At 68.3% G+C, this 23,887-nt stretch carries 26 protein-coding genes; 16 read left to right on the forward strand and 10 right to left on the reverse strand.

Translation table 11 applies throughout. From position 1 onward, the window contains the following. Positions 1–94: 94 nt before the first annotated feature. From QFZ29_RS01870 to QFZ29_RS01890, 5 genes are all read left to right on the forward strand, one after another. Positions 95–352, forward strand: coding sequence for a BatC protein (locus QFZ29_RS01870; protein WP_306892540.1), 258 nt, complete (start codon positions 95–97; stop codon positions 350–352). After that, positions 352–1,587, forward strand: coding sequence for a cupin domain-containing protein (locus QFZ29_RS01875; RefSeq protein ID WP_306892541.1), 1,236 nt, complete (start codon positions 352–354; stop codon positions 1,585–1,587). The genes QFZ29_RS01870 and QFZ29_RS01875 overlap by 1 nt, the downstream gene beginning before the upstream one ends. Further along, positions 1,584–2,477: a sucrase ferredoxin gene (locus tag QFZ29_RS01880; RefSeq protein ID WP_306892543.1), complete on the forward strand. Its 894-nt coding sequence runs from the start codon at positions 1,584–1,586 to the stop codon at positions 2,475–2,477. Before QFZ29_RS01875 ends, QFZ29_RS01880 begins: the two co-directional genes overlap by 4 nt. A 109-nt stretch (positions 2,478–2,586) precedes the next feature. After that, positions 2,587–2,781, forward strand: a complete 195-nt coding sequence (locus tag QFZ29_RS01885) for a hypothetical protein (protein ID WP_306892544.1) — start codon at positions 2,587–2,589, stop codon at positions 2,779–2,781. Positions 2,782–2,894: 113 nt separating this feature from the next. After that, complete coding sequence (locus QFZ29_RS01890; RefSeq protein ID WP_306892546.1) at positions 2,895–3,695, forward strand: alpha/beta fold hydrolase; 801 nt, start codon at positions 2,895–2,897, stop codon at positions 3,693–3,695. On the opposite strand, the gene qcrB is transcribed toward QFZ29_RS01890, so the two are convergent. Then, positions 3,679–5,292 carry a cytochrome bc1 complex cytochrome b subunit gene (qcrB, locus tag QFZ29_RS01895; RefSeq protein ID WP_306892547.1) on the reverse strand — a complete coding sequence of 538 codons (1,614 nt, stop codon included), beginning with the start codon at positions 5,290–5,292 and terminating at the stop codon, positions 3,679–3,681. The genes QFZ29_RS01890 and qcrB overlap by 17 nt on opposite strands. A gap of 94 nt (positions 5,293–5,386) precedes the next feature. Here qcrB and QFZ29_RS01900 point away from each other — a divergent pair, with 94 nt between their 5' ends. After that, positions 5,387–6,766 (forward strand): FAD-binding oxidoreductase, encoded by a 1,380-nt coding sequence (locus tag QFZ29_RS01900; RefSeq protein WP_306892548.1) that lies wholly within the window; start codon positions 5,387–5,389, stop codon positions 6,764–6,766. Further along, positions 6,763–8,112, forward strand: a complete 1,350-nt coding sequence (locus QFZ29_RS01905; protein WP_306892549.1) for a class I SAM-dependent methyltransferase — start codon at positions 6,763–6,765, stop codon at positions 8,110–8,112. Before QFZ29_RS01900 ends, QFZ29_RS01905 begins: the two co-directional genes overlap by 4 nt. A gap of 145 nt (positions 8,113–8,257) precedes the next feature. Here QFZ29_RS01905 and QFZ29_RS01910 read toward each other — a convergent pair whose 3' ends face one another. Together QFZ29_RS01910 and QFZ29_RS01915 are read right to left on the reverse strand one after the other, a co-directional pair. Continuing rightward, positions 8,258–8,992: an SDR family NAD(P)-dependent oxidoreductase gene (locus QFZ29_RS01910; RefSeq protein ID WP_306892550.1), complete on the reverse strand. Its 735-nt coding sequence runs from the start codon at positions 8,990–8,992 to the stop codon at positions 8,258–8,260. Between the two features lie 2 nt (positions 8,993–8,994). Further along, entirely contained in the window at positions 8,995–9,621 is a 627-nt protein-coding gene (locus tag QFZ29_RS01915; protein ID WP_306892551.1) for an NADPH-dependent F420 reductase, read from the reverse strand. Between the two features lie 232 nt (positions 9,622–9,853). Here QFZ29_RS01915 and QFZ29_RS01920 point away from each other — a divergent pair, with 232 nt between their 5' ends. After that, the gene (locus tag QFZ29_RS01920; protein ID WP_306892552.1) at positions 9,854–10,516 is read left to right on the forward strand and encodes a TetR/AcrR family transcriptional regulator; all 663 of its coding nucleotides are present in this window, start codon (positions 9,854–9,856) and stop codon (positions 10,514–10,516) included. Between the two features lie 120 nt (positions 10,517–10,636). Here QFZ29_RS01920 and QFZ29_RS01925 read toward each other — a convergent pair whose 3' ends face one another. The 5 genes from QFZ29_RS01925 to QFZ29_RS01945 form a co-directional block, all read right to left on the reverse strand. Further along, on the reverse strand, positions 10,637–10,813 hold the full coding sequence (locus tag QFZ29_RS01925; RefSeq protein WP_306892553.1) for a hypothetical protein: 177 nt from the start codon (positions 10,811–10,813) through the stop codon (positions 10,637–10,639). 208 nt (positions 10,814–11,021) lie between these two features. After that, positions 11,022–12,296, reverse strand: a complete 1,275-nt coding sequence (ectB, locus tag QFZ29_RS01930; RefSeq protein ID WP_306892554.1) for a diaminobutyrate--2-oxoglutarate transaminase — start codon at positions 12,294–12,296, stop codon at positions 11,022–11,024. A gap of 62 nt (positions 12,297–12,358) precedes the next feature. After that, entirely contained in the window at positions 12,359–13,243 is an 885-nt protein-coding gene (locus QFZ29_RS01935; protein ID WP_306892555.1) for an alpha/beta fold hydrolase, read from the reverse strand. After that, the gene (gene sufU / locus QFZ29_RS01940) at positions 13,240–13,707 is read right to left on the reverse strand and encodes a Fe-S cluster assembly sulfur transfer protein SufU (protein ID WP_306892556.1); all 468 of its coding nucleotides are present in this window, start codon (positions 13,705–13,707) and stop codon (positions 13,240–13,242) included. Before sufU ends, QFZ29_RS01935 begins: the two co-directional genes overlap by 4 nt. Next, positions 13,704–14,999 (reverse strand): SufS family cysteine desulfurase, encoded by a 1,296-nt coding sequence (locus QFZ29_RS01945; RefSeq protein ID WP_306892557.1) that lies wholly within the window; start codon positions 14,997–14,999, stop codon positions 13,704–13,706. Before QFZ29_RS01945 ends, sufU begins: the two co-directional genes overlap by 4 nt. A 120-nt stretch (positions 15,000–15,119) precedes the next feature. Between QFZ29_RS01945 and QFZ29_RS01950 the strand changes: the two genes are divergently transcribed. Both QFZ29_RS01950 and QFZ29_RS01955 read left to right on the forward strand, forming a co-directional pair. Continuing rightward, positions 15,120–15,635, forward strand: coding sequence for a MarR family winged helix-turn-helix transcriptional regulator (locus tag QFZ29_RS01950; protein WP_306892558.1), 516 nt, complete (start codon positions 15,120–15,122; stop codon positions 15,633–15,635). 57 nt (positions 15,636–15,692) lie between these two features. Continuing rightward, a complete protein-coding gene (locus QFZ29_RS01955; RefSeq protein ID WP_306892559.1) occupies positions 15,693–16,025 on the forward strand; it encodes a nuclear transport factor 2 family protein in 333 nt (110 codons plus the stop codon). Positions 16,026–16,040: 15 nt separating this feature from the next. On the opposite strand, the gene QFZ29_RS01960 is transcribed toward QFZ29_RS01955, so the two are convergent. After that, positions 16,041–16,394 carry a CHY zinc finger protein gene (locus QFZ29_RS01960; RefSeq protein WP_306892560.1) on the reverse strand — a complete coding sequence of 118 codons (354 nt, stop codon included), beginning with the start codon at positions 16,392–16,394 and terminating at the stop codon, positions 16,041–16,043. An 84-nt stretch (positions 16,395–16,478) separates the two neighbouring features. Between QFZ29_RS01960 and QFZ29_RS01965 the strand changes: the two genes are divergently transcribed. Next, a complete protein-coding gene (locus QFZ29_RS01965; RefSeq protein WP_306892561.1) occupies positions 16,479–17,720 on the forward strand; it encodes a lipase family protein in 1,242 nt (413 codons plus the stop codon). Between the two features lie 113 nt (positions 17,721–17,833). After that, positions 17,834–18,325: a bifunctional nuclease family protein gene (locus QFZ29_RS01970; protein WP_306892562.1), complete on the forward strand. Its 492-nt coding sequence runs from the start codon at positions 17,834–17,836 to the stop codon at positions 18,323–18,325. A 34-nt stretch (positions 18,326–18,359) separates the two neighbouring features. Here QFZ29_RS01970 and QFZ29_RS01975 read toward each other — a convergent pair whose 3' ends face one another. Continuing rightward, a complete protein-coding gene (locus QFZ29_RS01975; protein WP_306892563.1) occupies positions 18,360–18,932 on the reverse strand; it encodes a GNAT family N-acetyltransferase in 573 nt (190 codons plus the stop codon). Positions 18,933–19,243: 311 nt separating this feature from the next. Here QFZ29_RS01975 and QFZ29_RS01980 point away from each other — a divergent pair, with 311 nt between their 5' ends. From QFZ29_RS01980 to QFZ29_RS01995, 4 genes are all read left to right on the forward strand, one after another. Further along, complete coding sequence (locus tag QFZ29_RS01980) at positions 19,244–20,182, forward strand: ABC transporter permease (RefSeq protein WP_306892564.1); 939 nt, start codon at positions 19,244–19,246, stop codon at positions 20,180–20,182. Next, positions 20,179–21,147 (forward strand): carbohydrate ABC transporter permease, encoded by a 969-nt coding sequence (locus tag QFZ29_RS01985; protein WP_306892565.1) that lies wholly within the window; start codon positions 20,179–20,181, stop codon positions 21,145–21,147. The genes QFZ29_RS01980 and QFZ29_RS01985 overlap by 4 nt, the downstream gene beginning before the upstream one ends. A gap of 99 nt (positions 21,148–21,246) precedes the next feature. Next, entirely contained in the window at positions 21,247–22,806 is a 1,560-nt protein-coding gene (locus tag QFZ29_RS01990) for an ABC transporter substrate-binding protein (protein ID WP_306892566.1), read from the forward strand. A 70-nt stretch (positions 22,807–22,876) separates the two neighbouring features. Next, positions 22,877–23,857: a hydroxyacid dehydrogenase gene (locus QFZ29_RS01995; RefSeq protein ID WP_306892567.1), complete on the forward strand. Its 981-nt coding sequence runs from the start codon at positions 22,877–22,879 to the stop codon at positions 23,855–23,857. The last annotated feature ends 30 nt before the right edge of the window (positions 23,858–23,887 follow it).

Here is a 23,887-nt window from a genome sequence, read left to right on the forward strand (position 1 = left end):
GAGGGCGGGGTCGAGGTGAACGGATCGCGTCAAGCCATCGCATCCGCCGGAAGCCCTCGATACGCTGGGCGAGGACGCAACGAGAGGACATCGCATGACGATCAACGATGACGACATCACCCTCGAGCCGGGCTCTGAGGGGGAGGGCGTCGCCGATGGCGGCGCAAACCCCAGTGGCCACGATGGTGCCGCTGACGGATCGGCTGCTGAGGGCGAGGGTGTCGCCGACGGCGGCGCCAACCCGGGCGGCCACGATGGCGGCGCCGATGGATCCGCCGCTGAGGGAGAGGGCGCAGCCGACGGCGGCGCCAACCCCGAGGGCCACGACGGCGGCGCCGACGGTTCGGCGTAATGACCCGCTCGGAGCGCGGGCCGGAAGGTCGGCCCGCGCTCTCGCGCTGCATCCGGGTGTCGGCTGACGAGTTCGCCGAACGGTTCTGGGGCCATGAGCCGCTTCTCTCGACGGCCGACGAACTGGCCTACGGCTTCGACGACCTCTTCTCAGCCGCGGCGGTCGACGAGCTCATCACCCGGCGCGGCGTGCGCACCCCGTTCATCCGTATGGCTCACGAGGGCACGGTGCTCGCGGCATCCGCCTACACCGCTTCAGGTGGTTTCGGCGCGGAGGTCGCCGACCAGGTCTCGAGCGACAAGGTGCTCGCCGAGTTCGCGGGCGGCGCGACCATCGTGCTGCAGGGACTGCACCGGCTCTGGCCGGCGATCATCGACTTCACGCGCGAACTCGTCGACGACCTCGGCCACCCTGCGCAGGTGAACGCCTACGTGACCCCGCCGTCGTCGCAGGGGTTCGACCCGCACTACGACACCCACGACGTCTTCGTGCTGCAGATCGCTGGCGAGAAGCACTGGCGCATCCACGCGCCGGTGATCGTCGATCCGCTGCGCTCGCAGCCGTGGGACGACCACCGCGCCGCCGTTGCTCGAGCGGCGACGCACGAACCGGTGATCGACGTCGTGCTGCGACCGGGCGATGCCCTCTACCTTCCGCGCGGATGGATCCACTCGGCGACCGCGCTCGGTGCGACATCCGTGCACCTGACCGTGGGCATGTCGGCCTACACGCGTGCCGACATCGTGGATGCACTCGTCGGACAGGTCGGCGACAACGCCGCGTTGCGCGCCTCGCTGCCGCTCGGCCTCGACCTGCGCGACGCCGAAGCTCTTGCGCCGATCGTCGAGCAGACCGTGCAGGCACTCATCGAGACGCTGCGGCACACGGATGCCTCGCGGCCGGCCGCCATCCTCGGCAGCCGCTTCGACGCCGCCACGCGTGCCGAGCCCGTCGCCCCGCTCGCGACGCTCGAGGCGCTCGCGACGCTCGACGCGTCGACCCCGGTGCGGTGGCGTGAGTCGCTTTCGGTGCGCGTCACGACGGTCGAGGATCGAGTGCGCATCGTGGCGCGCACGAAGACGTTGTCGCTGCCGGTCGAGGCCGAACAGGCCGTGCGCCGACTCGCCACGGGCGACGTCGTCACGGCGGGGGAGCTGCCCGGTCTCGACGCCGAGAGCGCCGTCGTGGTCGTGCGCCGGCTCGTGCGCGAGGGATTCGTGGTGGCGCCCGCGTGACTCTCGTCGCCGAGCACTGGGCACCGTGCAGCGATCGCGCCCGCGAGCGGGACGATCCGCTGGTCGGCACGGGCTCGCGCGGACTGCGCTGGTTCCTCATCGAGGTCGCGGCGAGCTGGGGGCACAATGCCCTGCTCAACGAGCCGTTCGACCGCACGCTCGGACGCGCCCTCGTGCGGCGCATCGAAGGCGCCGGCATGCGGCCGCTCGCCATCCGTCGCACGGGCCGCCGGGAAGCTCCGTCGACGCAGCGGTGGGCGATCGTCGATTCGCGGCCGGGTCACGAGAGCGTGGTGTGGGGAGAGGTGACGGATGCCGCGGCGCTGCTCGACGTGCCGCTCGACGGGTCCACCGGCATCCCGTCGTCGCGTCCGCTCTATTGCGTCTGCACCCACGCCCGTCACGACCAGTGCTGCGCCGTGCGCGGGCGCCGCGTGGTCACCGCGCTCGCCGAGGCGCATCCCGAGGAGACGTGGGAGTGTTCGCACCTCGGCGGCGACCGGTTCGCCGGAACGATGGTGGTGTTCCCGCACGGGCTCTACTACGGCTACGCCGACGACGGCGATCCCGTGCGGATCGCTGACGCCTTCGAAGATGGACGCGTCGTGCCGGAGCGATACCGCGGACGCAGCTCGCTGACGCATCCGGTGCAGGCTGCCCAGCACTATGCGCGTGAGGCGTTCGGCGACGACCGGATCGCGTCGTTCCCGCCGATTGCCGAGGAGGCGGCCGACGCCGGATGGCGCGTGCGCCTGGAGGGCGCCGACGGTGTCGTCGTCGTGGAGCTCGAAGAGGCCCCGTCCGAACCGCTGCTGTCGACGTGCGCCGCGACCCGGTTCGTGCGCGTGCGGCAGTACGCGCTCCGCTCGATCAGCGTCGAGCGTTCGTAGGCGACGAGCATGCCACCCACGTTCTGGGGGTCCCTGCTGAGAGTGGGGGCGGCGTAGGTTCGCCCCTAGGGATCGCCGCTCGTCGGGTCGTCATGGGAACGGAGTCGCAATGCTGGTACGAGGATCATCACAGTCCGACTTCGCCGACGCGTTCGAGGACGTGATCCGCCAAGCCCCGCCTGCTGGCAATGTGCCGCGGACCTACGAGCTGAAGCGTTCCTGGGCCGAGCAGGGTGGATTCGTCGGCATCTTCTATTACGTCGACGTCGAGGTGATCGGCCAGGATGTCGAAGGGCAGGCCTGACGCCGCCGCCATCGTTATCCGCCTTCGCCCTGTCGTCGACGATCGCCGAGGCATCCGCTGACCAATATGTCCATAGGCTGCGGACGCGCTGCCCGACGGGCAGAATGGCCGACATGGTCGATGCCATTTCCACCCTGACCGAGATGCCGGCGCCGCAGTACGTGATGTCGGCCGACGGGCGCCGCATCGCCACGTACCTGTGGGGCGAGGAGGATGCCCCGACGGTGCTGTGCGTGCACGGGTTCGCGTCGAGCTGCCGCGACAACTGGGTGAGCACGGGGTGGGTGCGCGACCTCACGCGCGCGGGCTTCCGGGTGCTCGGCGTCGACCAGCGCGGTCACGGGGCCAGCGACAAGCCGCACGAGGCATCCGCGTTCAGCATGGATGCCCTGGTCGACGACCTCGTCACGGTGCTCGACACCTACCTGCTCGACACCGTGCAGTACGCCGGGTACTCGCTCGGCGCGCGGGTCGGCTGGCAGGTCGCGGTGCAGGTGCCCGACCGCATCGAGCGTGCGGTGCTCGGCGGCATCCCCGATGGGCGCCCGCTCGCGCGCCTGCAGATCGAGCAGGCCCGCGCCTACGCGGAGCACGGCACCCCGGTCGATGATCCCGTCACCCGCAACTACGTCACCCTCGCCGAGCGGGTCGCGGGCAACGACATCCGTGCGCTCGTCGCGCTCGCCGGGGGCATGCGCATCGGCGACGCCGACCCAGATCCCGAGCATCCGCCGATGCAGCGCATCCTGTTCGCCACCGGCAGCAACGACGCGATCCTCGAGCGATCGAAGGGACTGGCGGATGCCACGCCGAACGGTGTGTTCGTCGAACTTCCCGATCGGCACCACTTCAACGCGCCGGGCTCGCGGGTCTTCCGGCAGGCCGCGGTGGAGTTCTTCAGCGAGCGGGGCTGACCTCGGGCGGCCGGTCTGGTTGCTCGAGCTGAGCTGCGACCGGGCGGGCGATCCGGTGTTCGAAGAAGAACCGTGAGAGTCGAACCTGCAACCGTCGCCCCGGCGTGAGCCTGCCGCGCGCGTCGGGGCGGAGGACCGCCGGCACCTGGTCGACGACGCCGACGAGCCGTTCCCGCTCGTCGTCGCTGACGGGCCGGTGCACCTCGATGTACTCACCGCCCGGCAGGCGGACGATGCGGCCGGTCTCGAACCCGTGGAGCACGACCTCGCGGTCCTTCCGCTGCAGCCCGAGGCAGACCCGACGAGTGAGCTCGAACGCGATGACCGGCCCGAGAAGCACGCAGAGCTGCAGCGTCGCGATCACGCCCTCGATGGTCAGCGAGAAGGCGACGGCGACGAGGTCGGCGCTGCCAGCGAGCCACAGCACGCCGAAGAACACGAGCCCGGCCACGCCGATTCCGGTGCGCGTGGGCGTGTCACGAGGGCGGTCGAGCAAGTGGTGGTCGCGGTCGTCGTCGGCGATCCACTCCTCGAGGAAGGGATACACCGCCACGATCGCCAGCGCCAACGTGATGACGGCGAGGGGAACGAGCAGGGCGAGCGTCCACGTGCGGTCGAGCCAGACGAACTCCCATCCCGGCGGAACCAGCCGGAGGGCCCCGTCGAGGAAGCCCGTGTACCAGTCGGGCTGGCTTCCCGCCGAGGCATCCCCGGGCGACGACGGCCCGTAGAGCCAGATCGGGCTGATGGTCACGGTCGCGGAGATGAGCACGAGGATGCCGCTCACGAGGAGCCCGAGGCCCAGGCCCCGGCGCGCGGCGTTCGGCACGAGCGGCACACCCACGACGCGGGTATCGGTGCGGCCCGAACCCCGGAACTGCGGCGACCGCTGCCGGAACCAGACAACGGCTCGCACGACGAGGAGCACCAGCAGTGCGACTGAGACCGCGAGGTGCAGCGAGTAGAGGTTGGCGAGCACGTTCCCTGGGAATGCGCCGCCGAAGAGCAGCCGCGAGATGTCGGTGCCGATGAAGGGGATGCCGAGGGTGATCCCCTCGACGATCCGAAGACCCGTGCCCGACAGCATGTCGTCGGGGAGCGCGTAACCGCTCCAACCGGCGGCGAGCGCCGACACGAACACGAGGAACAGCAGCACCCAGGCAACGCGGCGCGGTCGTCGGAACCCGCCGGTGAAGTAGATGCTCAGCATCTGGAGGATCACGGATGCCGGGAGCAGCAGCGCCGCCCAGTGGTGCGCCTGTCGAACGAGGAGCCCGCCCGGCACGTCGAAGCTCACGAGCATCGTCGAGTCGAACGCCTTCGACACCTCGGCGCCGCGGAGCGGGGCATACGAGCCGTCATACGTCACGACGTCGTTCGATGGCGTGTAGAAGAACATGAGCACGAGGCCGGTGACGAACAGCACGAAAACGCACGCGGCGGTGACGACGCCGAACAGGTTGGTCCAGTGGTTCGGCACGGGCCGGCGGCGCAACTCCGCCCACAGCCGCGACGACCGTCGTCCGAACTCGGTCGCTGCCAGCCGCGCCGCGAGCCGATCGCTCATGCTGAGCCGCTGTTTCTGATCGACGCGCATCATTCCTCCTTGGGCCTTCACTCGTTAAGACACCGCAGACATCGGAAATGTGACATCCATTCCGGGACGGATGTCGGCGGACTACCGTGGAGACGTGTCCGTTCCTGCGACTGACGCACGGGCCGCTCACGCCGATGGCGTGCAGCGCCTTCTCGAGAGCTATCGGGCAGTTCCTGCGACGGCCTCGGTCCGGCTCGCCAAGCCCACCTCGAATCTCTTCCGTTCACGCGCGGCCACCAACGCTCCGGGCCTCGACACCTCGGGCCTGACGGGCGTCATCGCGATCGACGCCGAGGCGCGAACCGCCGACGTGGCCGGCATGTGCACCTACGAGCACCTCGTCGCTGCGACGCTGCCCTACGGGCTCGCGCCGCTGGTCGTACCCCAACTGAAGACCATCACTCTCGGCGGCGCGGCCACCGGCCTCGGCATCGAGTCGACCTCGTTCCGCAACGGCCTGCCGCACGAGTCGGTGCTCGAGCTCGATGTCCTCACCGGCGCCGGTGAGGTGCTCACCGCATCACCCGCCGAGCACGCCGACCTCTACCGCGCCTTCCCGAATTCCTACGGCACGCTGGGCTATGCGGTGCGGCTGCGCATCGAACTCGAGCCCGTGAAGCCGTTCGTCGCGCTCACGCACTTGCGGTTCCACTCACTCACCGATCTGGTCGCGACGATGGACCGCATCATCGACAGCGGCACCCTGCACGGAGTTCCCGTCGACTACCTCGACGGTGTGGTGTTCAGCGCCGACGAGAGCTACCTGTGCGTCGGCGTGCAGACCGCGACATCCGGACCCGTCAGCGACTACACCGGCCAGCAGATCTTCTACCGCTCGATCCAGCACGACGACGGCGCCAAGCACGACCGGCTCACCGTTCACGACTACCTGTGGCGGTGGGATGCCGACTGGTTCTGGTGCTCGGAAGCATTCGGCGCGCAGCATCCGCTCATCCGGAGGCTCTGGCCGCGGCGGTATCGGCGCAGCAGCTCGTACTCGAAGCTCATGCGCTACGAACGGCGATTCGACCTCGGCGATCGCCTCGAGAAGCTCAGAGGGCGCCCGCCGCGAGAACGCGTGATCCAAGACGTCGAGGTGCCGATCGAGCGGTGCGCCGAGTTCCTCGACTGGTTCCTCGCCAACGTGCCGATCGAGCCGATCTGGCTGTGCCCGCTTCGCTTGCGCGACGCCGAGGGCTGGCCGCTCTACCCGATGCGGCCGCAGCAGGCGTACGTCAACGTCGGCTTCTGGTCGACGGTGCCGGTCGGGTCGGCACCGGGGGAGTCGAACCGGCTGATCGAACGCAAGGTCGGCGAGGTCGACGGGCACAAGTCGCTCTACTCCGACTCCTACTACTCGCCCGAGGAGTTCGACGAACTCTACGGCGGGCAGACCTATCGGGCCGTGAAACAGCGATACGACCCCGATTCACGACTCCTCGACCTCTATGCGAAAGCGGTGCAACGACGATGACCTCGTTCAAGGAACCCGCGGAACAAGCGGAGAAGGCGGAGGCGGATGCTTCGGAACGAGCGGATGCCGCTGGCAAGCTCACTCTCGCCGAGATCCTCGAGATCCTCACCGCCGGGCGACTCCCGCTGAGATTCACCGCCTACGACGGGAGCTCGGCCGGACCGCCGGACGCCCCGTTCGGGCTGGACCTGAAGACGCCGCGCGGAACGACCTACCTCGCGACCGCTCGCGGCGATCTCGGGCTGGCCCGGGCGTACATCGCCGGCGACCTCGAGGCCCAGGGCGTGCACCCCGGCGATCCCTACGAGCTGCTCAAGGCGCTCTCGGGCGACCTGGTCTTCAAGCTGCCGTCGCCGCGGGTGATGGCACACATCTTCCGTTCGATCGGCGTCGAGCACCTGCGGCCGATCGCGCCGCCGCCCGAGGAGGTGCCGCCCCGCTGGCGCCGCATCGCCACGGGTCTCCGGCACAGCAAGAGCCGCGACGCCGAGGCGATCCACCACCACTACGACGTCTCGAACACCTTCTACGAGTGGGTGCTCGGGCCGTCGATGACCTACACGTGCGCCTGCTACCCGCGGCCCGATGCATCCCTCGACGAAGCGCAGGCGAACAAGTACCGGCTGGTGTTCCAGAAGCTGCGGCTGAAGCCGGGCGACCGGCTGCTCGATGTGGGCTGCGGGTGGGGCGGCATGGTGCGCTACGCCGCCCGGCGCGGCGTCAAGGCCACGGGCGTCACGCTCTCGGAGGAGCAGACCTCGTGGGCGCAGCAGGCCATCGCCGAAGAGGGCCTCAGCCATCTGGCCGAGGTTCGCTTCGGCGACTACCGCGACATCGCGGAGACCGACTTCGACGCGGTGTCGTCGATCGGGTTGCTCGAGCACATCGGAGTTCGCAACTATCCGTCGTACTTCACGTTCCTGCAGTCACGGATGCGCCCAGGCGCGCTCTTGCTCAACCACTGCATCACCCGGCCCGACAATCGGTCGGAACCGTCGACCCGCGGCTTCATCGACCGCTATGTGTTCCCCGACGGCGAGCTCACCGGCTCGGGCCGCATCATCAGCGAGGCCCAGGATGCCGGCTTGGAGGTGCTGCACGAGGAGAACCTGCGTCCCCACTACGCGATGACCCTGCGCGACTGGTGCGCCAACCTCGTCGAGCACTGGGACGAGGCGGTCGCCGAGGTCGGACTTCCCACCGCGAAGGTGTGGGGCCTCTACATGGCCGGTTCGCGGCTCGCCTTCGAGACCGGTGGGATCCAGTTGCACCAGGTGCTCGCGGTGAAGCCCGATGACAGGGGCGGTGCCGGCGACCTGCCGCTGCGCCCGTGGTGGACGCCTTAACTTAGGCCGCCTTGCGGGCGCCCCGTTCAGCAAGCTTGCGTCCCTCGACCTCGGCAGCGCGCACAGGGGTGCGGGCGTCCTGCGGGAGCTGCTGCCAACGACGGCGTCTGCCGCCGGCGGGCGATGATACCCACCGGCGGCGCGCTCAGATCACGGTGGTGCCGCCGTCGGCAACCAGCTCCATGCCATTGACGTAGCTGGAGTCGTCCGAGGCGAGGAACAACGCGACCGACGCGATCTCCTCAGGGTGGCCCATCTCTCGCCGCGGGATCACGGACTCGAACATCGCCTTCATCTCCGCGCTCAGCACGTCGCCCATCATCGGCGTGGCGACCGAGCCGGGCGTCAGCACGTTCACCCGGATCCTCCTGTCCCTCAACTCGGCCACCCATACCCGTGCGTAGGCCGGCAGCACGGCCTTGCTCGCTGCGTACACACTCCAATCGGGGTAGCCCCGCAGCGAAGCGTTCGACCCAGTCATGAAGATCGAGCCTCCATCGTTGAACAGTGGCAGCGCCTTCTGGACCGTGAACAGCGTGCCGCGCGCGTTCAGCGAGAAGGCGGCATCGAACTGCTCCTCGGTGATCTCGCCGAGCCTGCCCTGCTCGCCCCCGCCAGCACTCGTCCACAACACGTCGATCGTGCCCTTCTCCTGCTTGACCGTCTCGAACAGATGGTCCAGATCATCGAGGTCGGCCGAATCGGCCTGCACGCCGGTCACGTTCCGGCCGATCAGCTTGACGGCTTCGTCCACCGCGTCCTTCCGCCGGCCCGAAATGAAGACGTGAGCTCCTTCATCAACGAACAACTTGGCACCGGCCAGCGCCATGCCACTTGTCGCGCCTGTGATCACAGCGACCTTGCCATCGAGCTTTCCCACGATTACTCCATTCCTCCGAGGTTGACGCCGAGGGAGAGGTTGAACCCCAGGCCGTTGCGGGCCAGGCCCATCTCCAGCAGGCTCGCACCCTCCAACCACTGCGCCATGCTCAGGTCACCGGCGTCCCGAGGGCGAAGTCCGAGGCTCGTGACGAACGCAGCGACGGTCGCCTTGGCCTGCGTGTCATCCCCGGCCATGAACACATCCACCGGGTCGCCCGCGGCCAGGATGTGGCTGAAGAGGGTGTTGAACGCCTTCACGACGTGGGTGCTTGCGGGGGCGGCCTCGGCGACCATCTGTGCGATGGAGGTGTCATGAGGGACGGCCAGCCCAGTGGCGTGGGCGTTGAAGGGGTTCGTGATGTCGACGACGATCTTGTCGGCCAGGGCCCCTCCATACTCGCTGACGACCGGCACGGCGCCCGCGAAGAGCACGGCGAGGATGACGATGTCCCCGGTCGGTGTGGCGCCCCACGTTCCGGCCGTGGCGCCGTTGCCGAGCGCCCGGGCCAGGGCCCCGGCCTTGTCCGCATCCCGAGCTATGACCTCGACGGTGTTGCCTCCCTTGAGGGCCAGGGCGCCGATGGCTCTGGCCATGTTCCCCGAGCCGATGATGCTGATGCTGCTCATGACGTGCTCCTTCGTGGTGTCTGTATCGGTTGGCCGTCGGGTTCTCGCTGGGTGGTCGATTGGAGAACTAAGGTGAGGTACCCCTCCGGTTATTGGATTGAACCGGAGGGGTGCCTCATGTATTCCGGACAGCGGCGAGAAATCTGGCAAAGGACTTTCCGCCCTTGGCGTAGGTTCGGCGCTACTGAGCCAGACCGGAGGGCACCCTCGGCTTCCGAGGTAAATTGGCTGCGTGAGCATCAGCGACGTTGAGCGGACGCGGACGCCCCTGCGCCGGGACGCCCAGGAGCGCCATGACAGGCTCATCGCCGCGGCACGGCGAGAGTTCGCCGCCCGAGGTGTGGATGCCTCCTTAGAGAGGATCGCTCGCGACGCCGATGTCGCCATCGGGACCCTGTATCGCCACTTCCCGACCCGTCTGGACCTGTTCCTGGCCGCCCTTGAGCCTCGACTTCGGGAGTTCACCGATGGGTCCAAGAAGGCCTTGGAGATCGACGATCCGTGGGAAGGGTTCGTCTACTACCTGGAGAACCTGTTTCGCGTGCAGGCGGGTGACCGAGGTTTCAACGACTTCCTCTCCCGCCGCTTCCCCGGCAGCGCTGACACCGAGCGCATCCACGACCAGATGTGCCGACAGATCGAAGACGTGCTCACCCGAGCCCAAGAAGCCGGCGAGGCGCGCCCCGACATCACGCTGGCCGACATTGTCAACCTCATCTGGTCCAACGGCCGGATGATGGACGCCACGAGCACGACCGCGCCCAACGCGTGGCGACGTCACCTCTACCTCATGCTCGACGCCTACCGGGCTCAGCGGGCACATCCGATCCCCGAGCCGCCGATGACGGAAGAACAGCTCTACGACGCCATGGTCCATCTCAGCACGGCGGACTAAACCTGGATCCACCGACTTGCACCCGCGAGATGCCTCTCTTTTCGGGTTCAATGGCTCCGTGGTAAGAACAATTGTTTACCGCGCCGTCCTCAACGCTTTCCCCATCGGTGGATCCAGGCTTTAGAGGAGCGTGGTCGCGACCTGCGAGAGGATCTGCACGATCGGGGACGCAAGCACCACGATCGAGACCGTCGTGAATGCGGCCGCAAGTCCGGCCAGGGCGGTCACGCCCGCGAGTCGAGCGAGCGTCGAGTGAGGTGTGGAGTGGTTCACGTCGACGAAGCTACCGACGGCCATTCCCGGGCGAATCAGCCTGCAGGCGCATCCCGCGTCAACCTTTCGGCTGACGGCAGCAGCGGATGAGGCAGGTTCGAGCCACACGCCGGGTCGGATGCCCCGACACGCCGCGGCGCCCGCGAATCTGCCTCATCCGCTGCTCGGGTGACACGGTCGACTTACGGGGGCGGATGCTGCGGCATCCGCTCTCCCGGTCGCGCTGCAGCGCTCAGCCGGCGAGCACAGCGTCGAGGCTCTCGCGAACGATCGCGAGGCCGCGCGCGAGCTCGTCTTCGGTGATGGTGAGCGCGGGCAGGAACTTCAGCACCTCGTCGAAGGCGCCGGAGGTCTCGATGACGAGGCCTCGACGGAATGCCTCGGCGGATATGCGCCCGGCGAGGCCGCGGTCGCCGTCGCACGCGAGGCCGTACATGAGCCCGCGGCCGCGCACGACGAAGCCGAGTTGGGGGTGCGCAGCGGCGATCTGCTCGAGTTCGGCGGCGAGCAGCGCCGACTTCGCGGCGACGCTGTCGACGAGCGCCGAGTCGGACCAGTAGGTCTCGAGCGCGACGCGCGCCGAGACGAACGCGAGGTTGTTGCCGCGGAACGTTCCCGTGTGCGCGCCCGGCTTCCAGACGTCGACGTCGGGGCGCAGCAGCACGAGCGACATCGGCAGGCCCGAGCCCGAGATCGACTTCGACACCGTCACGATGTCGGGCACGATGCCCGACGCCTCGAAGGCGAAGAAGGCGCCGGTTCGGCCGATGCCCGACTGGATCTCATCGAGGATCAGCAGGATGCCGCGGGCCGCCGTGAGTTCGCGAAGGCGCTGCAGCCATGGCACGCTCGCGACGTTGATGCCGCCCTCGCCCTGTACGGCTTCGACGATGACGGCTGCGGGCAGGTCGAGGCCGCTACCCGGGTCGTCGAGCATCTTCTCGAGCAGGTCGAGCGTGTCGACGTCGGGGCCGAGGTATCCGTCGTAGGGGAGTCGCACGACGTCGTCGAGTCCGACGCCGGCCGCGCCGCGGTAGTGGCTGTTGCCGGTCGCCGCGAGCGCGCCGAGGCTGAGCCCGTGGAACGCATTCGTGAAGGCGACGACGGTCGAGCGGCCGGTGGCCTGGCGGGCGACCTTGAGCGCCGCCTCGACCGCGTTCGTGCCCGTGGGGCCGGTGAACTGCAGCTTGTGGTCGAATCCCCGCGGCTCGAGCACGAGACGCTCGAACGCCTCGATGAACGCCTTCTTGGCCGAGGTCGCCATGTCGAGCCCGTGGATGATGCCGTCGCGCTCGAGGTACTCGATGAGCGCGCGGGTGAACGCGGGATTGTTGTGCCCATAGTTCAGCACGCCGGCACCCGCGAAGAAGTCGAGGTACTCACGACCGTCGGCGTCGATCAGGGTCGAGCCGACCGCGCGATCGAACACGGTGGGGAACGCACGGATGTATCCGCGCACTTCGGACTCGCGGCGGTCGAATACGTCCAGGGCGGCTGCGTCGCTCATGGCAGGCGTGCTCCTCTTCGGGTGAGATTGCGGTGGATCGAGCTTATGCGCCGCCGACGAGCTCAGCTGGACAGCACCCGTGAGAGGAAGTCCTGCACCCTCGCCGCCGCTTCAGGAAAGTGCGTCTCGAGCAACCAGTGCCCGCCGTCGAAGAGGTGCAGCTCGGCATCCGGCACGTCGCGCAGGTATGCGCGAGCAGCGCCCTCGGGCATGTACCCGTCTTCGACGCCCCAGAGGATCAGCGTCGGCGGGCGATGCGTTCGCAAGTACTCCTGCTGGGCGCCGAACCGGTCGAGCGTGTTGGCCTGGTCCTCGAACAGGCGCACGACATTCTCGCGGCGATCCGGTGTGTTCATCAACGCCCAGTGCAGCGTCCAGAGGTCGGGTGTGATCCGTTCCACCAGTTCCGCGTGGATCTCGCCCACGAACTCGTCGTGGAAGCCCTCCTCGGTGACGTTCGCGGCGAGCTTCTCTCGCCCCTCAGGGGTGGGATTCGCCCAGTGCTCCTTGAGCGCGGCGTACTTCGGTCCGTGCTCGTCGGCGTAGATGTCACCGTTCTGGATCACCAGCGCGGTCACGCGTTCGGGATGACGCAGTGCAAGCTCGAGCCCGAACTGGGAGCCGTAGTCGTGGAGGTAGAGGGCGTATCGCGACAGGCCCAGTGCCTCTGCGAAGCCCTCGAGCCACTGCGAGTACGCCGCGAAGGTGTACGGGAACTGCGCGACCGCCGGGGTGCCCGAGTAGCCGAACCCCGGCGCGTCGGGTGCGATGAGGCGCCAGCGATCGCCGAGGGCGGGGAGGAGATTGCGGAACTCGTACGAGGAGCAGGGATAGCCGTGCGGGAGGAGCAGCACCGGCGCGTCGACCGGTCCGGCCTCGCGGTAGAAGGTACGGATGCCGGCGGCGTCGACCAACGCGTGTCGAGTCGACTGGTCGAGTCGCGTCATGCGAGCTCCGACGCTGAGGCCGAGGCGGAGGCCGAAGCGACGCACGCTTCGAGCGCGACCCACGCGAGCATGGCGCACTTCACCCGCATGACGTACTTCGAGACGCCGTGGAAGGCGATCGCGTCGCCGAGGAGCTCCTCGTTCGCCTCGCCCGCTCCCTTCGACCGCATCATCGAGCGGAACTCGTCGACGAGTGCTCGCACCCGATCGAGATCGGCGCCGGTCGCGAGCTCGGTGAGGGCCGACGCCGAAGCCATGGAGATGCTGCATCCGTCGCCCGTCCAGCCGATGGCTTCGAGCACGGTTCCGGATGCGTCGAGGCGGATGCCCATGGTGATCTCATCGCCGCACGTGGGATTGAGCTCGTGGTGGGTGGCGTGCGGTTCGGTGAGCTCGCCGTCGCCGAGCCGGCGGCGGGAGTGGTCGAGGATCAGCTCTTGATAGAGGCCCGACAGGTCGCTCATGCGTCGACTCCGAAGAATCCGCGCACCTCGGCGAGTGCCGCGGCGAAGCGGTGGATCTCGTCGGTGGTCGTGTACACGTAGGCGCTCGCGCGCGTCGTCGCCCGAAGCCCGAGGCGCCGGTGCAGCGGCTGCGCGCAGTGGTGGCCGACGCGCACGGCGATGCCCTGCGAGTCGAGGAACTGGCCGACGTCGTGGGCGTGCACGCCCGGCACGTCGACGCTCGCGAGGGCTGCGCGCTCGATGCCGGCCGCGGGACCGATGAGCCGGATGCCGGGAATCCGCGCCGTCTCGTCGACGAGCAACTCGGCGAGTGCCGACTCGTGCGCGTGCACCTGCTCCATGCCGAGCGCGTCGAGGTAGCGCACGGCCTCGGCGAGCGCGACGGCTTGCGACACCGGCTGCGTGCCGGCTTCGAACCGCTGCGGCGACGGCAGGAACGACGCCGACTCCATCGTGACGGTCGTGATCGTGGATCCGCCGGTGCGCGCCGGTGGCAGCGCGTCGAGCAGCTGCTCCCGCCCGTAGAGCACGCCGATGCCCGTCGGCCCGAGCATCTTGTGCGCCGAGAACGCGGCGAAGTCGACCCCGAGCGCGGCGAAGTCGATCGGCCGGTGCGGCACCGACTGGCACGCGTCGAGCAGCACGAGCGCACCGTGGCGGTGGGCGAGCTCGGCGACCTCGGCGGCGGGCGCCACGAACCCCGTGACATTCGAGACGTGCCCGAATGCGACGAGGCGCGTGCGCGGCCCGATGACGGATGCCGCGTCGTCGATGCTCCACGTGCCGTCGTCGCGCACGGGGATCCACCGAAGGGTCGCGCCGGTCTTCGCCGCGAGCCGCTGCCACGGGATGAGGTCGGCGTGGTGCTCGGCCTCGGTCACCACGATCTCGTCGTCGGCGCCGAGCCGGAACACGTCGGCTTCGGGGCCGCCGAGGCCGGCCGCGGCATCCGCCATTCCGAGCGCGACCATGTTGATCGCGTCGGTGGCGTTCGCGGTCCACACGATCTCGCGGGGGCCGGCGCCGACGAAGCGGGCCACGGTCTCGCGGGCCTCTTCGAACGCGGTCGTCGAGGTGCCCACGAGCGTGCTCGCACCGCGGTGCACGGCGGCGTTTGAGTGCTCGAGGTAGGCGCGTTCGGCATCGAGCACGGCGATCGGGCGCTGCGCGGTCGCCGCCGAGTCGAGGTAGGCGAGCGGATGCCCGTTGAGCTCTTGGTCGAGGTACGGAAAGTCCTCGCGAAGGGCCGTCGGCAGCAGTTCGTCGATTGCGGTCGTTCGGTCGAGGGTCACGGTTCCTCCCAGGATGCCGCAAACGGAGGCGGATCTCCGAAGCGGCTTCCCTCCAGTCTGACGCAGATCAGCCGAGCAATCGCCGTATGCGCCGTTGCCTCGTGCCGATAGGCTCCCAACGTGGGCGAGCGTGACGATCGCGATGACGAGGTCGACCTGATCATCGACGCATGGTCACGACGTCTTCCCGATGTCGACCTCACGCCGCTCGACGTGATGTCGCGCCTCCGGCGGGTGGCGAATCGGCTCGGCCGGCTGCGGGCGAGCGCCTTCAGTGAGGCAGGGCTCGCGGCCTGGGAATTCGACGTGCTCGCGGCGCTCGGGAGGGCGGAATCACCCCACGAGCTCAGCCCCGCTCAACTCATCGAGGCCACGATGATCGGCAGCGCGGCGATGACGAATCGACTCGACAACCTCTCGCGTCGCGGCCTCGTCGAGCGACTCCCGCACCCGACAGACCGCCGCAGTGTGCTCATTCGCCTCACCTCCGAAGGGGCGACGCGCGTCGACGACGCCATGCGGCGACTCGCCCACCGCGAGGCCGAGGAGCTCCGCGGGCTCAGCCGTGAAGAGCAAGCGACCCTCGCGCTCCTGCTCCGTCGTCTCGCGCAGGATTCCGTGCAGGACTCCGAGTAGCCGACGTCTTCGGTTCATGACTCACGGTTGGCGGTGCCGCTGAGTAAGGTGACGAGCATGTCCGAACACAGCATGCCGGCGGCCATCGAGGCGTTCGTCGACACGACCAACCGAGGCGACTCAGAGGGGTGCGCCGCCGCGTTCAGCACCGACGCATACCTGAACGACTGGGGGCGCGAGTTCCACGGTCGCGAGGGCGTCGCGAGCTGGAACGAGACCGACAACATCGGCAAGCAGTCGCACTTCGAGGTGCACGGCATCCGGCCGGGGAGGGTCGAACGCCAGTACCTGCTGACGGTGACCGTGTCGGGCAACGGCTACAACGGACCCGGCACGTTCACGTTCCAACTGGACAGCGACGGGCTCATCGCGCGATTCATCATCGCGTAGCGCCGGCGCCGGCCGTCAGTCCGCGGTCTCGAAGTAGAGGTGGGTGTGCAGGCGGCAGCGCTCGTTGAACGGAGACCCGCAGTTCGGGCATTCGTCCGTCGCGAGGTACGACAAGATCGTGAGCTCGGTGCTGCAGGCGCCGCAGAGCACGGCCTCCTGGTCGCGTTGGTCGAGCGGCCACTGCTCGGCGGGGTGGTCGGCCGTCTCGGCATGGCAGAGGTGGCACGGGTAGTACTCGTTGCAGCACGCGAACCTGATCGCGACGATGTCGACCTCGGTGCGGTAGTGCACGCAGCGCGTCATCTCGTCGACGACCGGCCCGAGCACGCGTGGCGACGCTCGGGACTCGCGTGGGCTGGACTCGAGCATGATGACCATCATCCACCAATTCGTTCGAACGAACCCTGACACGCGTCTACCGTTGGAGATGGTGTCGTAGACGGAGGGACCGAGATGACGAGAACGGATCGCCTGAACCTGTCCCTGCTTCGCCTGGCCCTCGGCGCTCGCCGCCCGAAACCGGCGCGCCGGATGGCCGCCGCCGTCGTCGTCTCGATGCTCGCGGTGGGGTCGCTCGGCGGCTGCAGCTTCGGCGACGACGGCCAGGGGCCGGGCGAGCGTCCGGCGGGGCCGTCATCGGCGCCTCCCTCGGAGACTCCCGGCGACGTGGTGCGCAGCGAGCGGCTCGAGGGTGCAGCCGAGGGCATCACGGCCTGGCGCGTGCTCTATCGTTCGACGGATCTCGACGGCAACGACATCGTCGTTTCCGGCTTGGTCGCGGCACCCGATGAGCCGTCGCCGCCGGGCGGACGCACGGTGGTCTCGTGGGGGCATCCGACGACCGGTGCCGCCGAGCGCTGCGGGCCGTCGCTCAGCGCCGAGCCACTGAGCACCATCGCAGGGCTCGAAGAGCTCGTGCGCGCCGGGTACGTCGTCGTCGCCACCGACTACGCCGGCATGGGCGCTCCCGGACCCGACTCGTACCTCGTCGGCGAGACGGAGGGCCGCAACGTGCTCGACGCGGCGAGGGCGGCTCGCGAGCTCGACATCGGAGCGAGCGATCGGGTCGCGCTGTGGGGGTACTCCCAAGGCGGGCACGCCGTGCTCTTCGCCGCCCAGCAGGCCGAGCCGTATGCTCCCGAGCTCGAGGTCCAAGCGGTCGCGGTGGCGGCGCCGGCCATCGACCTCGCGGCACTGCTCGACACGGCTGTCGCCGACCCCTCCGGCCTCAGGCTCGCGGCCTACACCCTCGATTCCTACGCGTCGGTGTACGCGGCGTCACCGTCGCCCGAGCTGCAGACGATCCTGACTTCGGATGCCGCGGCGGCCGTTCCCCGTCTGGCGGAGCTCTGCGCCTTCGACCAGGACACCGAGCTCGATGAACTCAGCCGAACCCTCGTCGGCCGCTTCCTCGCCGCCGACCCGAGATCGACCGAGCCGTGGGCCGGCCTGATCGCCGAGAACACTCCCGGCACCGCCGAGTTCGACGCGCCGCTCTTCGTCGCGCAAGGAGCCGCCGACACGCTCATCCGCCCAGAGCTCACGCAGGCGTTCGTCGACCTTCAGCGAGGCCTCGGCACGGATGTCACGAGCGAGGTGATCGGCGACACCGACCACGGTCTCATCCCGTACCGAGCCCTGCCCAGCCTGCTGCCATGGCTCGAGAGCACCGCTCCCGCGGTTCCGGCAGGATGACCTCCGACCACCTCGCCCGGATCGACGTGGTCAGTCGGTCAACGCTGGAGAGGCGGCCGTCGGCCACCCGATCTACGATGGTGTTCACGCCCGATCCTTCGACGGGAGTCGCCATGATCCAGGTCCGAGTTCTCGGCATTGCGCTCGATGCCGCGCAACAGCACATCGTCCTTCTCAAGCCGCTGCTCGACGATGGCGTCGCCGGACGCGTCCTGCCGATCTGGATCGGTGCCCAGGAGGCGACCTCCATCCTCATCGCCGTCGAGGGTGAGCAGGCGCCCCGGCCCCTGTCGCACGACCTCATGAAGACACTGCTCGACACGCTCGATGCCACGGTCGACCGCATCGAGGTGACCCGCATCGAGGAGGGCACGTTCTACGCCGAGATCACGCTCACCACGGCCTCGGGCATCCGCGTCATCGACGCGCGCCCGTCTGACGCCGTCGCGCTCGCGGTGCGCGCTGAGGCGCCGCTCTTCGTCGCCGAGCAGGTGTTCGACGAGGCCGGGATCCCCGCCGAGTTCACCGAGCCGGCCGAAGAGGAAGAGGTCGACAAGTTCAAGCAGTTCCTCGACGAAGTGGATCCCGAGGACTTCCAGGGCTGACGCGCCGGTCGGCGGGGGTCAGCGTCGGCGCAGGTCAGCGCAGGTCGAGCCGCATGAGCACGCGCGGGAAGCCGTTCAGCACCGAGTCGGTGTCGGCCGCCTTCATGAACCCGGCCTTCTCGAAGAGCTTGCGTGTGCCGGCGTAGGCCATCGTGAGGTCGATCTTCTGGCCGTCGTTGTCGAGCGGGTAGCCCTCGATCGCAGGTGCACCGTGATCGCGGGCGAACTCGACGGCGCCCTCGAGCAGGTGATGCGAGATGCCCCCGCCGCGATGCCCCGGTCGCACGCGGATGCACCACACCGACCAGACCTCGAGGTCGTCGACGTGCGGGATCTTGCGGTTGCGCGCGAAGCTCGTGTCGGCACGCGGGTGCACGGCGGCCCAGCCCACCACCTCGTCGCCGTCGTAGGCGAGCACACCGGGCGGCGGGTCTTGCCCCACGAGCTGCTGCACGAGCTCTCCGCGCGCCGGGCCCTTGAGCTCGAGGTTCTCCTTCGAGGGGATGCGGTAGCTCAGGCACCAGCACACGTTGGCATCGGGCCGCTTGGGCCCGACCATCGCCTTCACGTCGACGAACACCGTCGCGGGGCGCACCTCGATCGCCATGTACCAAGCCTGCCACCGGCAGCCGACATCCGGCTTCGACATCTGACACTCGGATGACGCCGAGGCCGTGTCTATTCGGAATGCGCATGCAGTGTTGCAACAACTGTTTCCATATGTTTCGTTTCTGAAACTCAAGACGACCGGTTCTCTGGATCGAGATCCCAGGACGCGCCGCAATTGGGCCGGTGTTGCCGAGCGAACTGATTTCGGGACGAATGGAACGCGCTTTCCATTCTGGCTTGACATCTCCGAAGTCGGGCACATACGGTGCTTCTCGTACCAATCGAAACTTCAACGGGGAAGAGGCTGTGGTGAATCTCCGAACACCCGCACGGCGCCGAACTCGGCAGGGGCGCGACTACGGGCTCGTCATCCTCGCCGCTCCCGCCGTCATCCTCCTGCTCGTGTTCTCCTACGGCCCGATGGCCGGGCTCGTGGTCGCCTTCCAGGACTTCAACATCGCCGATGGCATCTTCGGCTCGCCGTGGGCGGGCTTCGAGAACTTCGAGTTCTTCTTCACCTCGGGCAATGCGGGGCGCATCCTCTGGAACACGCTGTTCCTCAACATCCTCTTCCTCGCCGCGACGCTCGGCGTCGGCATCCTGCTCGCCCTCATGCTCAACGAGATCCGCGGGCGCGTGACGAAGCGGTTCTTCCAGTCGGTCATCTTCATCCCGTACTTCGTCTCGCCCATCGTCGTGAGCATCTTCCTGCAGGCGTTCCTCGCCGGCCCCGGCGGGCGCGGGGGACTGGTGAACGACTTCTTCAACGTCTTCGGGTTCCCCTCCGTCTCCTGGTACACCGAGCCGGGCCCATGGCCCTGGATCCTCACGATCGTGAAGGTCTGGCAGCTCGGCGGGTACATGAGCGTGATCTTCCTCGCGGCGATCACCTCGATCCCCGAAGAGGTCTATGAGGCGGGCATGATCGACGGTGCGAGCCGGGCGCAGATGGCCCTGCGCATCACGACGCCGCTGCTCAAGCCCACCGCCGCGATCCTGCTCGTGCTCGGTGTCGGCCGCATCTTCTACGGCGACTTCGGCACCATCTACGCGATCGTCGGCGACAACGGCACCCTGTTCTCGACGACCGATGTCATCGACACCTACGTGTTCCGAGCCCTCCGAACCTTCGGTGACTTCGGCACCACCGCCGCGATCGGGCTCTTCCAGTCCGTGGTCGGCTTCGTTCTCGTCGTCGTCGCCACCATGGTGCAGCGGCGCTACGCGAAGGAAACGACGCTCCTATGACCACGACGACCGTGCTCACGACCACGACCCTGCCGACGGATGCCGCCACTCCGGCATCTCCCGCATCGGTCGGCACCCGCACCACCGGCGGCCCGGCTCGTCGCCGCATCCGTCAGCGTCCCGAGGCGTTCACCGTCGTCAGCTACTTCGGCGTGATCGCATTCGGCCTGACCTGCCTGATCCCCTTCTGGATGGTGGTCGCGGGTTCGCTCACCGCCGAGTCGACGCTGTCGCAGCGCGGGTACTCGTTCTGGCCCGATCCGCTGTCGTTCGACGCCTACGCGACCATCTTCAGCGGCAACCGGGTGTGGCTGTCGTACGGCGCGACGCTGTTCATCACGATCGTCGGAACGGCGATCGCCGTCGCCGCGACATCCGGAATCGCCTGGGTCATCGCGCGAGGCCTGGCGTTCGTGAGCCGCCCCCTCGCGATCTTCGCGTACATCCCCATGCTCTTCACCGGCGGCCTCGTGCCGATGTACATCCTGGTCACCCAGGTGCTGCAGCTGCGCAACTCGCTGTTCGCGGTGATCCTCCCGCTCGTGATCGCCCCGTTCCTCGTCTTCGTGCAGGTCAGCTTCTTCCGGGCCACACCGCAGGAGATCCTCGACTCCGCTCGCATCGACGGCGCCGGAGAACTGCGCGTCTTCTTCCAGATCGTGCTGCCGATCTCGAAGCCGGTGATCGCGGTGATCGCCCTGTTCTATGCGGTCACGTTCTGGAACGAGTGGTTCCACGCGCTCCTGTTCATCAGCGACACCGACCTCTATCCGCTCCAGCTCGTGCTGCAGAACCTGATCTCGAGCGTCGCGAACGCCGCCGACCTCGGTTCGACCGTCTCGGCGCCGGTGTACCAGATGCGGCTCGCGATGACCGTCATCACCATCGGCCCGATCCTGCTCGCGTACCCGTTCGCGCAACGCTACTTCGTGAAGGGCCTCACCCTGGGCGCGACGAAGGGCTAGCCGGCCAGCCGACTCCCCACCCCAGCCACCCCCGCAATACCCCCAACACAACACCACCCCTGCAACACACGTTCGATCACATCTAGGAAGGAACGCACCATGACGGCACTCCCCAACGGCGCCGGGCTGTCACGTCGAGGTTTCCTCGCCGGAGCCGGCGCGGCGGCCGCGGCCCTCGCGCTCGCCGCCTGCACCCCCGGTGGAGGAGGTGGCGGCGCTCGCAGCGCCTACGGCCTCCTGCTGCCCGGTGACGTTCCCCCGCAGTGGGACCGGATCCGCGACGCGGTCAACAAGAAGCTGAAGGCCGACCTCGGCTTCGAGTTCAAGCCCGAGTTCATCAACTGGAAGGACTACGGGTCGCAGTCGCTCCTGAAGTTCACGGCGGGTGAGAAGTTCGAGACGGCGCTGAGCGCTCGATGGCTCAACATCGCGCAGCTCATCGAATCGAAGGCACTCGTCCCGCTCGACAGTGCCATCAACAGCGGTGACTACCCGAACCTGACCGCCACCATCGACAAGAGCGCCTTCGACGCGAACCGGTGGACCGACGGAGAGATCTACGGCATCCCCGCCGTCAACAGCGCGGCCCGCATCCACCACCACGTCGCCCGCGGCGACCTCGTCGAGAAGTACGCCGGCGGCAGCATCACGACCTTCGAGCAGCTCGAGAAGTTCTGGTATGACGTCGTGCAGAAGGAGGGCATCCCCGGATACATCAACCGGAACTCCGTCTTCGACGTGCTCGGCGCGCCCACCGGCAACCTCTACGCCGAGGGCTGGGAGTCGCCCGACCTCATCCCGCTGTACTTCTCGAGCGATTCGCTGCTGTTCGTGCCGGGCAAGAACGCTGCGTCGAGCGGATCGGCGAACGCCGTCCCGTTCTGGGAGTACGAGCCCTACGTGGAGTCGCTGCACCGCGTGCGGAAGTACTACCAGGACGGCATCATCAACGCCGACCGCCTCAACGCCGACCCGGCGACGCTCCGTGCCCAGTTCGACGGCGGCGGCGCGGCCACGACCTCGGGCATCACCGATGGCAACGACACGTCATCGCATCTGGCGCAGCTCGAGAAGGCCGTGTCGGGCGCGACGCTCGCCACGTTGCTTCCGTTCCGCGACGGTGAGGGCGCCAAGCCGAATCAGACCTTCCAAGCCGACAACGTCGTCGTGGTCAACGCGAAGGGAGCCGACAACGACGCCGCGCTGCAGCTGCTCGACTGGGTCTCGATCCAGGAGAACCACGACCTCCTGCAATACGGCGTCGAGGGCACCGACTGGAAGGCCGTCGGCGACGACGGCTACGAGGCGACCGGCGAGTACAACAACTTCCCCGGATTCGCACTCAGTTGGCGCATTCCGCTCGAGCGCAAGTTCTCCCGCATGAGCGAGTCGGAGAGCGGCTGGTTCGAATGGTCGAAGTCGTACGAGAACTTCACGCTCGACCCATTCGCGACCTTCATCCCCGACCTCTCCGAGATCGAGAGCGAGCACTCGCAGATCACCGCTGCGATCGCCGAGTACGGCAACCCCCTCTGGGCCGGCGCCGTCGAGGTCGAAGCGGGCCTCGACAGTCTGAAGAAGGCGGTCGACCAGGCCGGGCTCGCAAAGGTCCAAGACGAGCTCAACAAGCAGGCTGACGCCTACCTGGCGTCGCAGTAGTCGTGTTCCGGGGCTTTCGTTCCCCCCAGCGAAAGCCCCGGAGACACCCACACAGGATTGAAGGAGCAGGGTGATCGAATACGCCGTCGCGGTCGGCTCGAACCGACTCGCAGAACGTCTCTTCGGCGCCTCATTCGAGGGACTGGCGGATGTCCCTGCCGAGCGGGTCGGCGGAGTGCTCACCGAGTTCGAATCGGATGTCGCACGCCGGGTGCTCGCGCGGGCCGACGCGCTGCTCACCGGCTGGGACACGCCTCCGCTGACGGCCGCCGTCCTCGACGCGGCACCTCGACTGCGGCAGGTGATCCATGCCGGTGGTGCGGTCGAGTGGCTGTTCCCCGACGGCAGGCGCGGCATCGAGGCATCCGACACCGGCGCAGTCAATGCGACGCCGGTCGCCGAATATGCACTGGCGATGGTGCTCCTCGCCAACAAAGACGCGTTCCGCGCACGGGAGCTCTACCGCGACCGGCGCGCGTACATCGATCGCGAGGAGGAATTCGAGGCGAGCGGCAACCACATCCGCACGGTCGGCGTGGTCAGCGCGTCGCGAACGGGCAGGGCGCTCATCGAGTTGCTGCGACCCTTCGCGACCCTTCGAGTACTCGTGTACGACCCTTACCTCAGCGCTCGGGACGCGCACGCGCTCGGTGTGGAATCGGCGACGCTCCCCGAGCTCATGCGCTCGAGCGACGTCGTGACGCTGCATCCGCCGGTGCTTCCCGACACGATCGGCATGATCAGCGAGGAGATGCTCTCGCTCCTCCCCGACGGCGCGACGCTCATCAACACGGCCCGCGGCGAGATCATCGACCAGGCCGCGCTGGAACGTGAACTGCGCAGCCAGCGGATCAAGGCGATCCTCGATGTGAGCGAGCCCGAGCCGCTGCCGGCGTCATCGCCGCTCTACGACCTGCCGAACGTATTCCTCACTCCGCACATCGCCGGCTCCATGGGCACCGAGCTTCGGCGCATGGGCGACGAGGTGGTCTCGATCCTGACCCGGTTCGCCGGCAGGGAGCGGCACGCGCAGGGTGCGCCGCTCGGATGACGACATCGGAATCCGCCGCCGCGTGCCGAC

Origin of the sequence: Agromyces albus (genome assembly GCF_030815405.1) — a bacterium.
GTDB classification, from domain to species: domain Bacteria; phylum Actinomycetota; class Actinomycetes; order Actinomycetales; family Microbacteriaceae; genus Agromyces; species Agromyces albus_A.

What these genes read in the sequence shown, in the direction of transcription:
- QFZ29_RS01870 (WP_306892540.1), top strand. Translation starts at nt 95, where the DNA reads ATGACGATCAACGATGACGACATCACCCTCGAGCCGGGCTCTGAGGGG.
- QFZ29_RS01875 (WP_306892541.1), top strand. Translation starts at nt 352, where the DNA reads ATGACCCGCTCGGAGCGCGGGCCGGAAGGTCGGCCCGCGCTCTCGCGC.
- QFZ29_RS01885 (WP_306892544.1), top strand. Translation starts at nt 2,587, where the DNA reads ATGCTGGTACGAGGATCATCACAGTCCGACTTCGCCGACGCGTTCGAG.
- QFZ29_RS01890 (WP_306892546.1), top strand. Translation starts at nt 2,895, where the DNA reads ATGGTCGATGCCATTTCCACCCTGACCGAGATGCCGGCGCCGCAGTAC.
- qcrB (WP_306892547.1), bottom strand. Translation starts at nt 5,292, where the DNA reads ATGCGCGTCGATCAGAAACAGCGGCTCAGCATGAGCGATCGGCTCGCG.
- QFZ29_RS01905 (WP_306892549.1), top strand. Translation starts at nt 6,763, where the DNA reads ATGACCTCGTTCAAGGAACCCGCGGAACAAGCGGAGAAGGCGGAGGCG.
- QFZ29_RS01915 (WP_306892551.1), bottom strand. Translation starts at nt 9,621, where the DNA reads ATGAGCAGCATCAGCATCATCGGCTCGGGGAACATGGCCAGAGCCATC.
- QFZ29_RS01925 (WP_306892553.1), bottom strand. Translation starts at nt 10,813, where the DNA reads ATGGCCGTCGGTAGCTTCGTCGACGTGAACCACTCCACACCTCACTCG.
- ectB (WP_306892554.1), bottom strand. Translation starts at nt 12,296, where the DNA reads ATGAGCGACGCAGCCGCCCTGGACGTATTCGACCGCCGCGAGTCCGAA.
- QFZ29_RS01935 (WP_306892555.1), bottom strand. Translation starts at nt 13,243, where the DNA reads ATGACGCGACTCGACCAGTCGACTCGACACGCGTTGGTCGACGCCGCC.
- sufU (WP_306892556.1), bottom strand. Translation starts at nt 13,707, where the DNA reads ATGAGCGACCTGTCGGGCCTCTATCAAGAGCTGATCCTCGACCACTCC.
- QFZ29_RS01955 (WP_306892559.1), top strand. Translation starts at nt 15,693, where the DNA reads ATGTCCGAACACAGCATGCCGGCGGCCATCGAGGCGTTCGTCGACACG.
- QFZ29_RS01960 (WP_306892560.1), bottom strand. Translation starts at nt 16,394, where the DNA reads ATGCTCGAGTCCAGCCCACGCGAGTCCCGAGCGTCGCCACGCGTGCTC.
- QFZ29_RS01965 (WP_306892561.1), top strand. Translation starts at nt 16,479, where the DNA reads ATGACGAGAACGGATCGCCTGAACCTGTCCCTGCTTCGCCTGGCCCTC.
- QFZ29_RS01970 (WP_306892562.1), top strand. Translation starts at nt 17,834, where the DNA reads ATGATCCAGGTCCGAGTTCTCGGCATTGCGCTCGATGCCGCGCAACAG.
- QFZ29_RS01975 (WP_306892563.1), bottom strand. Translation starts at nt 18,932, where the DNA reads ATGGCGATCGAGGTGCGCCCCGCGACGGTGTTCGTCGACGTGAAGGCG.
- QFZ29_RS01985 (WP_306892565.1), top strand. Translation starts at nt 20,179, where the DNA reads ATGACCACGACGACCGTGCTCACGACCACGACCCTGCCGACGGATGCC.
- QFZ29_RS01990 (WP_306892566.1), top strand. Translation starts at nt 21,247, where the DNA reads ATGACGGCACTCCCCAACGGCGCCGGGCTGTCACGTCGAGGTTTCCTC.